The organism is Hydrogenophaga defluvii (assembly GCF_042665235.1).
GTDB lineage: Bacteria > Pseudomonadota > Gammaproteobacteria > Burkholderiales > Burkholderiaceae_C > Hydrogenophaga > Hydrogenophaga defluvii_A.
Window position 1 is genome coordinate 82,053 of the sequence record NZ_JBHTBZ010000049.1, and the last position, 8,360, is coordinate 90,412.

Here is an 8,360-nt window from a genome sequence, read left to right on the forward strand (position 1 = left end):
GCTGGCGCTGGAAGGCGACAAGGGTCCCCTGGGCGAAGAAGCCATCATGAAGCTGGCCGACGCGCTGGACACCTACATCCCCACGCCTGAGCGCGCTGTGGACGGTGCCTTCCTGATGCCCGTGGAAGACGTGTTCTCCATCTCGGGTCGTGGCACCGTGGTGACCGGCCGTATCGAGCGTGGCGTGGTCAAGGTTGGCGAAGAAATCGAAATCGTCGGTATCGCCGACACCCAGAAGACCACCTGCACCGGCGTGGAAATGTTCCGCAAGCTGCTGGACCAGGGTCAGGCTGGCGACAACGTCGGCATCCTGCTGCGCGGCACCAAGCGCGAAGACGTGCAGCGCGGTCAGGTGCTGTGCAAGCCCGGCTCCATCAAGCCGCACACCCACTTCACCGGTGAGGTGTATGTGCTGTCCAAGGATGAAGGTGGCCGTCACACCCCGTTCTTCAACAACTACCGTCCGCAGTTCTATTTCCGCACCACCGACGTGACCGGCTCCATCGAGCTGCCCGAAGGCAAGGAAATGGTGATGCCTGGCGACAACGTGTCGATCACCGTCAAGCTGATCGCCCCGATCGCCATGGAAGAAGGTCTGCGCTTCGCCATCCGCGAAGGCGGCCGCACCGTGGGCGCCGGCGTGGTGGCCAAGATCATTGCCTAAGGAGAGCCCGCATGTCTTCCAAGCAAAAGATCCGCATCCGCCTCAAGGCTTTCGATTACAAGCTGATCGACACCTCGGCCGCTGAAATCGTGGACACCGCCAAGCGCACCGGCGCCATCGTCAAGGGCCCCGTGCCCCTGCCGACGCGCATGAAGCGTTTCGACATCCTGCGTTCGCCGCACGTCAACAAGACGTCGCGCGACCAGCTGGAAATCCGCACCCACCAGCGCCTGATGGACATTGTCGACCCGACCGACAAGACCGTTGACGCACTGATGAAGCTGGACCTGCCGGCTGGCGTGGACGTCGAGATCAAGCTGCAGTGATGTGGCTTTGCAAGCCCTGCTGAAACGCAGGGCTTGCAGGAATCCAGTTCGCGGGCTATACTCGCGGGCTTTCCCGGGGTTTACCCTGGGGAATGTGATTTGGATGTGCGCCAACGGCCGTGTCAAAACGTGCGGTTGGTAGCGTCATAAACCGTGCTTGGTGTCTTAGGGCGCCAAACACACCATCAGCCCCGGCCAATTGAAGTCGGGAACGGAGAAAACGATGAGTCTTAGCAACTCCCTCGGGTTGTTGGGTCGCAAGGTGGGCATGATGCGCCTGTTCAACGAGGATGGGGACGCTGTTCCTGTCACCGTGCTGGACGTGTCAAACAACCGCGTGGCACAAGTCAAAACCCAAGCCAACGACGGCTACGATGCGCTGCAGGTTACCTTTGGTGCCCGCCGCGCTTCGCGTGTGACCAAGCCTGCGGCTGGTCACCTGGCCAAAGCCGGTGTCGAAGCTGGTGAAATCCTCAAAGAATTCCGTGTCGCTGCCGACGTGGCTGCCCAGTACCCCGCGGGTGCTGTGGTGCCTGCAACGGCTGTGTTTGCCGTGGGCCAAAAGGTCGATGTGCAAGGCACCTCGATCGGTAAAGGCTTTGCCGGCACCATCAAGCGTCACAACTTCAGCTCGCAGCGCGCGTCGCACGGCAACAGCCGTTCGCACAACGTGCCTGGCTCCATCTCCATGGCGCAAGACCCCGGTCGCGTGTTCCCTGGCAAGAAGATGACCGGCCATATGGGCGATGAGACCGTGACCGTGCAAAACCTGGACGTGGTTCGCATCGACGAAGCCCGCCAGTTGCTGCTGGTCCGTGGCGCTGTCCCCGGCTCCGACGGCGGTTTTGTGACCGTCCGCCCGGCCATCAAGGCCAAAACCAATAAGGGAGCGAACTGATGCAAGTCGAACTCCTGAACGAACAAGGCCAGGCCGCGTCCAAAGTGGACGTGCCCGAGACCGTGTTTGGTCGTGACTACAACGAGTCGCTGATCCACCAGCTGGTGGTGCAGTACCAGGCCAACGCGCGCCAGGGCACCCGTGCCCAGAAGGACCGCGAGCAGGTCAAGCACTCGACCAAGAAGCCGTTCAAACAAAAGGGCACCGGTCGCGCTCGCGCCGGTATGACGTCCTCGCCGCTGTGGCGCGGGGGTGGTCGCACCTTCCCGAACAGCCCCGACGAAAACTTCACCCAGAAGCTCAACAAGAAGATGTACCGCGCCGGCATGGCGTCCATCTTCTCGCAGCTGGTGCGTGAAGGCCGTCTGGCCGTGGTCGATTCCATCAAGCTGGACTCGCCCAAGACCAAGCCCCTGGCTGCCAAGTTCAAGGCCATGAACCTGCAATCGGTTCTGGTCATCGCCGACGAAGTCGATGAGAACCTGTACCTGGCTTCGCGCAACCTGCCCAACGTGCTGGTTGTCGAGCCGCGTTACGCCGATCCGGTGTCGCTGGTTCACTACAAGAAAGTGATCGTGACCAAGGCCGCCATCGACAAGCTCAAGGAGATGTTCGCATGAGCACGACCTCTTTTGATGAAGGGCGCCTGATGCAGGTGCTGGTGGCACCGATCGTGTCCGAAAAAGCGACCCTGGCCGCCGAGAAATCGAACGCCATCCTGTTCAAGGTGCTGCGCGATGCGACCAAGCCCGAGATCAAGGCCGCTGTGGAAATGATGTTCAAGGTCAAGGTCGACGCCGTTGCCGTTCTGAACCAGAAGGGCAAAACCAAGCGTTTCGGCAAGACCGTGGGTCGCCGCGACCACGTGCGCAAGGCCTATGTGACCTTGGCCGCTGGTCAGGAACTCAACTTTGGTGGGGAGGGCGTCTGATCATGGCCGTCGTCAAACTCAAGCCGACATCGCCCGGTCGCCGTGGCGTCGTCAAAGTCACGCGTGATCACCTGCACAAGGGTGACGGTTACGCGCCGCTGCTGGAACCTCAGTTCCAGAAGGCCGGCCGCAACAACAACGGTCACATCACCGTGCGTCACCGTGGCGGTGGCAACAAGCACCACTACCGCGTGGTCGATTTCGTGCGCAACAAGGACGGCATTCCGGCCAAGGTTGAGCGCATCGAATACGACCCGAACCGCACGGCCCACATCGCTCTGGTGTGCTACGCCGACGGCGAGCGCCGCTACATCATCGCCCCGCGTGGCGTTGAAGTCGGTGCAACGCTGTTGAGCGGCTCCGAAGCGCCGATCCGCGTGGGCAACACCCTGCCGATCCGCAACATCCCCGTGGGTTCGACCATCCACTGCATCGAGCTGCAAATCGGCAAGGGCGCACAAATCGCCCGTTCCGCTGGCGCCTCGGCTGTGCTGCTGGCCCGCGAAGGCATCTACGCCCAGGTGCGCATGCGCTCGGGTGAAGTGCGCAAGGTCCACGTGGACTGCCGCGCCACCATTGGTGAAGTCTCCAACACCGAGCACAGCCTGCGTCAGCTGGGCAAGGCCGGTGTCAAGCGTCACATGGGCATCCGCCCGACCGTTCGCGGTGTCGCGATGAACCCGATCGACCACCCGCACGGTGGTGGTGAAGGCCGCACCGGTACCGGCATGCCGCCGGTGGATCCGTGGGGCAACCTCACCAAGGGTTACCGCACCCGCAACAACCGCCGCACGCAATCCATGATTGTGTCGCGTCGCAAGAGCAAATAAGGAGTGACGAGATGACCCGTTCTCTCAAGAAAGGTCCCTTTGTCGACCATCACCTGATGGCCAAAGTGGAAAAGGCTGTGTCCACGAAGGACAAGAAGCCCGTCAAAACCTGGTCGCGTCGCTCCATGATCTTGCCCGAGTTCATCGGCCTGACCATTGCCGTTCACAACGGCAAGCAGCACGTGCCGGTGTACATCACGGACCAGATGGTGGGCCACAAACTCGGCGAGTTCTCGCTGACGCGCACCTTCAAGGGCCACCCTGGCGACAAAAAAGCCAAGAAGTAAGGATCAACCATGACTACTGAAACCCGCTGTGTCGTCCGCGGCGTGCGCCTGTCGGTGGACAAGGGCCGTCTGGTGGCTGACCTGATTCGTGGCAAGAAGGTCGACCAGGCCCTCAACATCCTGACGTTCACGCAGAAAAAAGCTGCTGGCATCGTCAAGAAGGCCCTGGAATCCGCCATCGCCAACGCCGAACACAACGACGGCGCCGACATCGACGAGCTGAAGGTCACGACCATCCACGTCGAACAAGGCACCACGCTCAAGCGTTTCTCGGCCCGCGCCAAAGGCCGTGGCAACCGCATCAGCAAACCCACCTGTCACATCTATGTGACGGTTGGCAACTGAAGAGGTCACTGGAACTATGGGACAAAAAATCAACCCCACAGGCTTCCGCCTGGCCGTTTCGCGCAACTGGGCTAGCCGCTGGTACGCGAGCAACCGTGACTTCGCCGGCATGCTGGCCGAAGACATCAAGGTGCGCGAGTACCTCAAGGGCAAGCTGAAGAACGCCGCTGTGTCGCGCGTCATCATCGAGCGTCCCGCCAAGAACGCACGCATCACCATCTACTCGGCACGTCCGGGCGTGGTGATCGGCAAGAAAGGCGAAGACATCGAGAAGCTGAAGAAGGACCTGAGCGCCAAGCTGGGCGTGCCGGTCGCGGTCAACATCGAAGAAGTGCGCAAGCCTGAAATCGATGCCAAGCTGATCGCCGACAGCATCACGCAGCAGCTCGAAAAGCGCATTATGTTCCGCCGCGCCATGAAGCGTGCGATGCAGAACGCCATGCGTCTGGGTGCCCAGGGCATCAAGATCATGTCGTCCGGCCGCCTGAACGGCGCCGAAATCGCCCGTTGCGAGTGGTACCGCGAAGGCCGCGTGCCTCTCCACACCCTGCGCGCCGACATCGACTACGGCACGTCCGAAGCAGAAACCACCTACGGCATCATCGGTGTCAAGGTGTGGGTCTACAAGGGCGACACCCTGGGCCGCAACGACGCCCCTTCGCTGGACAGCACCCCGCGTCCTGAAGAAGAGCGTCGCCCGCGTGGTCCGCGCCGTGACGGTGCCCGTCCTGGCTCCGACCGCCCCGGCCGTGGCGCACCGCGTCGCACCGGTGCCCCTGCCGATGGCAGCGACAAACCCGCCGAAGCCGCTGCTGGCGAGGCACGACCCGCCGTTAAGCGCGTTCGCAAAGACGCACCCGCAGGGGCACCTGCGGACGGCAAAGGAGAATAAACATGCTGCAACCTGCACGTCGTAAGTACCGCAAGGAGCAAAAAGGCCGTAACACCGGCGTTGCCACCACTGGCAACTCTGTGGCCTTTGGCGACTTCGGTCTCAAATCCACCGATCGCGGCCGTTTGACCGCGCGCCAGATCGAATCCGCTCGTCGCGCCATTTCGCGTCACGTCAAGCGTGGTGGCCGCATCTGGATCCGCGTGTTCCCGGACAAGCCGATCTCCAACAAGCCTGCCGAAGTCCGTATGGGCAACGGCAAGGGTTCGGTCGAGTACTACGTGGCTGAAATCCAGCCTGGCAAAGTGCTTTACGAAATCGTGGGTGTGCCCGAAGAGCTGGCCCGTGAAGCGTTCAAACTGGCAGCCGCCAAGCTGCCCCTGCGCACCACGTTCGTGACGCGCATGATTGGCCAGTGATCAGGAGAACACAGATGAAAACTGCTGAACTGCGCCAAAAAGACGTTGCCGGCCTGCAAGCCGAGGTGAAGGAGCTGCAAAAGGCTCACTTCAACCTGCGCATGCAAAAAGCCACGCAGCAACTGAGCAACACGAGCACCCTGCGCAGCACCCGCCGCGCCATCGCACGTGCCAAGACCATTCTTGCTGAAAAGCAAGCCGCCAAGTAAGGAGTGACCATGACGGAAGCTAAAACATCCCTCAAGCGCACCTTGATTGGCAAGGTGGTGAGCGACAAGCGCGCCAAGACCGTGACGGTGTTGGTCGAGCGTCGCGTGAAGCACGAGCTGTACGACAAGATCGTCGCCAAGTCGAGCAAGTACCACGCGCACGACGAAAAGGGCGAGTACAAGACGGGCGACGTGATCGAGATCACCGAAAGCCGTCCGCTGTCCAAGACCAAGAACTGGGTCGCCACGCGCCTGGTTCAAAAGGCTGGTCTGGTTTAAGCCCACAGGATTACACCTATTGGGCTGCACCCAGCAGCAACTCAAAAAACGACCGACAATCTCGGTCGTTTTTTGTTTTTGGGCCTGCACCAATGCGGCGCCCTGGGACAGAGTCAACCCGGCCACAGGCCATTCACCCCGAGGAGCATTCTCATGATTCAGGTAGGCGACAAACTTCCCGCAGCAACGCTGATGGAGTACGTGGAAGTCGAAGGCAATGGCTGCAGCATCGGCCCCAACCCGGTGGACGTGGCCAAGGCCACCGCTGGCAAAACCATCGCGCTGTTTGCACTGCCCGGCGCTTTCACGCCCACGTGCTCGGCCAAACACGTGCCCGGTTATGTGGAGCAATTCGACGCGTTCAAGGCCGCTGGCGTGGACGAAATCTGGTGCGTGAGCGTGAACGACGCCTTTGTGATGGGTGCCTGGGCGCGCGACCAGAAGACCGGCGACAAGGTTCGCATGCTCGGCGATGGTGACGCGGCATTTGCCAAGGCCACCGGCCTGACGCTGGACCTGACGGGCAAGGGCCTGGGCTTGCGCAGCAACCGCTATTCGATGCTGGTGAAAGACGGTGTGGTCAAGACCCTCAACATTGAAGGTCCGGGCAAGTTCGAGGTGAGCGACGCCGCCACTTTGTTGGCTCAGGCCAAAGCCGCCTGATTTCGGGTCAGCACAACCTCACGGCCGCGTGCCCCCTGGGGGCCATGCGGCCGTTTCATTTGAGGTCGGCTTTGAGGTAGTGCGCCCCGGCCAGGGGGTTGTGGTAGTAGGGCGCCACCTCCGTAAAGCCCAGCTCCAGGTAGAGCGCGCGGGCGGCTTCCATGTCGTCGAGGGTGTCCAGCAGGATGTGGTCGTATCCGGCCTGGCGCGCGAGCATGAGGGTGCGTTCGGCCAGTTGCCTGCCCAAGCCAAAACCCCGGAACATGCGGCGCACATACAGGCGCTTCATTTCACAGGCATTGGGGTAGTCGCTGCCCAGCAGGGGCCGGAAAGCGCAGCAGCCGGCGGGCTCACCATCCACCTGTGCCACCAACAGCCCACCCAGGGGCTCCGCGTAGTCGCCTGGCAGGCCGGCAAGCTCTTGATCAAAGTTCTGAAAACACAGATCGATGCCCAGGCTTTGCTGGTACTCAAGAAACAGCATGCGCGCAATGGCCAGGTCGGACGGCGTCTGCGCGGGCTCGATCTGCGTCTGGGAGGCGGTCGGCTCAGACATGGCGCGACTATACGACAGCACAAAGAGGCAGCGTCAGCCCGCGCCCAGACCGTGAACCAGGTAGGCCACAGTGGACGCCAACAGCGCCAGCACCGCGCCGAGCCAACGCTGCGCAGCACCGTCGCGGGTGGCGGGTGAGGGCAGCGGGGCGGTTTTGTCGCCATGCAACATGGGGCCGATCAAGTCTTGTCGTTTGCCGAACTGGTAAACCAGGATGGCCACCACGTGCAGCGCGACCAGGCCAAGCACCAGCCATTGGCCAACTGCCTTGTGGAAGTCGGTCGCCTGACTCACGGTGCTGCCATCCACAAAACGCACCAAGGGGCCAAAAAAAGCGATCTCGTCGTCGCTCATGAGGCCGGTGACAACCTGAAGCGACAAGGCAGCGATGAGCGCAAAAACGGACAGCGCACCCAGTGGCGAATGCCCCATCTGGTGTTCGGCGGGGGCCTGGCCACGCAGGTAGCGCCAGAGCGCGCGCGGGCTGTAGACAAAGTTGCTGAAACGCGACCAATGGCCGCCGACGAAGCCCCACAGCACACGGAACAGCAGCAAAGCCAGCACCACATGGCCCAGGCGGAGGTGCCAGACCATCCAGTTGCCGCCGACCTTGGCCGTGACCACCATGCCGATGACGGTGGCTGCGAGCAGCCAGTGAAACGCCCGGGTGGGCAAGTCCCAGACACGAACAGTGTGCATTCCCGTGCTCCTTTGTTGAGGTGCAGACCGCGTTCAGCGGAACCAAAAATTGACGGATATGATCATCGCAGAGGTCAAGCTTGTTGACACGTCCTCTGCCACCCTCCCACCGCCTGAAGGAAAACCATGAAACTTGCCGTCACCACCGCGCTGGCCGCCGCCACCTTGGCCGTCTCGCTGCCTGCCGCCGCCCAGTTCCAAAAGCCCGAAGACGCGGTGAAATACCGCCAGAGTGCCTTGTCGCTCATGGGCACCCATTTTTCGCGGCTGGGCGCGATGGCTGTTGATTTCCATCCAGAACTGACCCACCTTCACGGGTAATTTCCATCCAAATCTGACCCACGTAAGAACCCTAACCTGCT

General features: G+C 61.8%; 15 protein-coding genes and 1 pseudogene. 14 read left to right on the top strand and 2 right to left on the bottom strand.

Annotated features, from left to right (window positions below; genetic code table 11):
• From ACFQU0_RS16460 to ACFQU0_RS16520, 13 genes are all read left to right on the top strand, one after another.
• A partial coding sequence (locus ACFQU0_RS16460) for an EF-Tu C-terminal domain-related protein (protein ID WP_382202679.1) occupies positions 1-664 on the top strand: 664 nt, incomplete at its 5' end.
• Positions 665-675: 11 nt separating this feature from the next.
• Positions 676-990: a 30S ribosomal protein S10 gene (gene rpsJ / locus ACFQU0_RS16465; RefSeq protein WP_068174613.1), complete on the top strand. Its 315-nt coding sequence runs from the start codon at positions 676-678 to the stop codon at positions 988-990.
• Between the two features lie 223 nt (positions 991-1,213).
• Positions 1,214-1,888, top strand: a complete 675-nt coding sequence (gene rplC, locus ACFQU0_RS16470; protein WP_382202682.1) for a 50S ribosomal protein L3 — start codon at positions 1,214-1,216, stop codon at positions 1,886-1,888.
• Complete coding sequence (rplD, locus tag ACFQU0_RS16475; RefSeq protein WP_382202683.1) at positions 1,888-2,508, top strand: 50S ribosomal protein L4; 621 nt, start codon at positions 1,888-1,890, stop codon at positions 2,506-2,508. Before rplC ends, rplD begins: the two co-directional genes overlap by 1 nt.
• The gene (gene rplW, locus ACFQU0_RS16480) at positions 2,505-2,819 is read left to right on the top strand and encodes a 50S ribosomal protein L23 (RefSeq protein ID WP_382202685.1); all 315 of its coding nucleotides are present in this window, start codon (positions 2,505-2,507) and stop codon (positions 2,817-2,819) included. Before rplD ends, rplW begins: the two co-directional genes overlap by 4 nt.
• 2 nt (positions 2,820-2,821) lie before the next feature.
• Entirely contained in the window at positions 2,822-3,649 is an 828-nt protein-coding gene (gene rplB, locus ACFQU0_RS16485) for a 50S ribosomal protein L2 (protein WP_382202686.1), read from the top strand.
• A gap of 11 nt (positions 3,650-3,660) precedes the next feature.
• Positions 3,661-3,936 carry a 30S ribosomal protein S19 gene (gene rpsS, locus ACFQU0_RS16490; RefSeq protein WP_382202688.1) on the top strand — a complete coding sequence of 92 codons (276 nt, stop codon included), beginning with the start codon at positions 3,661-3,663 and terminating at the stop codon, positions 3,934-3,936.
• A 9-nt stretch (positions 3,937-3,945) separates the two neighbouring features.
• Complete coding sequence (gene rplV / locus ACFQU0_RS16495) at positions 3,946-4,281, top strand: 50S ribosomal protein L22 (protein ID WP_382202690.1); 336 nt, start codon at positions 3,946-3,948, stop codon at positions 4,279-4,281.
• Positions 4,282-4,297: 16 nt separating this feature from the next.
• Positions 4,298-5,173 (top strand): 30S ribosomal protein S3, encoded by an 876-nt coding sequence (rpsC, locus tag ACFQU0_RS16500; protein WP_382202692.1) that lies wholly within the window; start codon positions 4,298-4,300, stop codon positions 5,171-5,173.
• 2 nt (positions 5,174-5,175) lie between these two features.
• Positions 5,176-5,592: a 50S ribosomal protein L16 gene (rplP, locus tag ACFQU0_RS16505; protein ID WP_342133598.1), complete on the top strand. Its 417-nt coding sequence runs from the start codon at positions 5,176-5,178 to the stop codon at positions 5,590-5,592.
• Between the two features lie 14 nt (positions 5,593-5,606).
• Positions 5,607-5,801, top strand: a complete 195-nt coding sequence (gene rpmC / locus ACFQU0_RS16510) for a 50S ribosomal protein L29 (protein WP_382202694.1) — start codon at positions 5,607-5,609, stop codon at positions 5,799-5,801.
• Between the two features lie 9 nt (positions 5,802-5,810).
• The gene (gene rpsQ / locus ACFQU0_RS16515; protein ID WP_382202696.1) at positions 5,811-6,080 is read left to right on the top strand and encodes a 30S ribosomal protein S17; all 270 of its coding nucleotides are present in this window, start codon (positions 5,811-5,813) and stop codon (positions 6,078-6,080) included.
• A 153-nt stretch (positions 6,081-6,233) separates the two neighbouring features.
• Positions 6,234-6,743 (top strand): peroxiredoxin, encoded by a 510-nt coding sequence (locus ACFQU0_RS16520; protein ID WP_382202698.1) that lies wholly within the window; start codon positions 6,234-6,236, stop codon positions 6,741-6,743.
• 55 nt (positions 6,744-6,798) lie between these two features.
• Here ACFQU0_RS16520 and ACFQU0_RS16525 read toward each other — a convergent pair whose 3' ends face one another.
• Positions 6,799-7,299, bottom strand: coding sequence for a GNAT family N-acetyltransferase (locus ACFQU0_RS16525; protein WP_382202700.1), 501 nt, complete (start codon positions 7,297-7,299; stop codon positions 6,799-6,801).
• Between the two features lie 33 nt (positions 7,300-7,332).
• Positions 7,333-7,998, bottom strand: a complete 666-nt coding sequence (locus ACFQU0_RS16530) for a cytochrome b/b6 domain-containing protein (RefSeq protein WP_382202702.1) — start codon at positions 7,996-7,998, stop codon at positions 7,333-7,335.
• A 126-nt stretch (positions 7,999-8,124) separates the two neighbouring features.
• Between ACFQU0_RS16530 and ACFQU0_RS16535 the strand changes: the two are divergent.
• A pseudogene (locus tag ACFQU0_RS16535) lies at positions 8,125-8,280 on the top strand (cytochrome c); the annotation flags it as partial.
• Positions 8,281-8,360 lie beyond the last annotated feature (80 nt).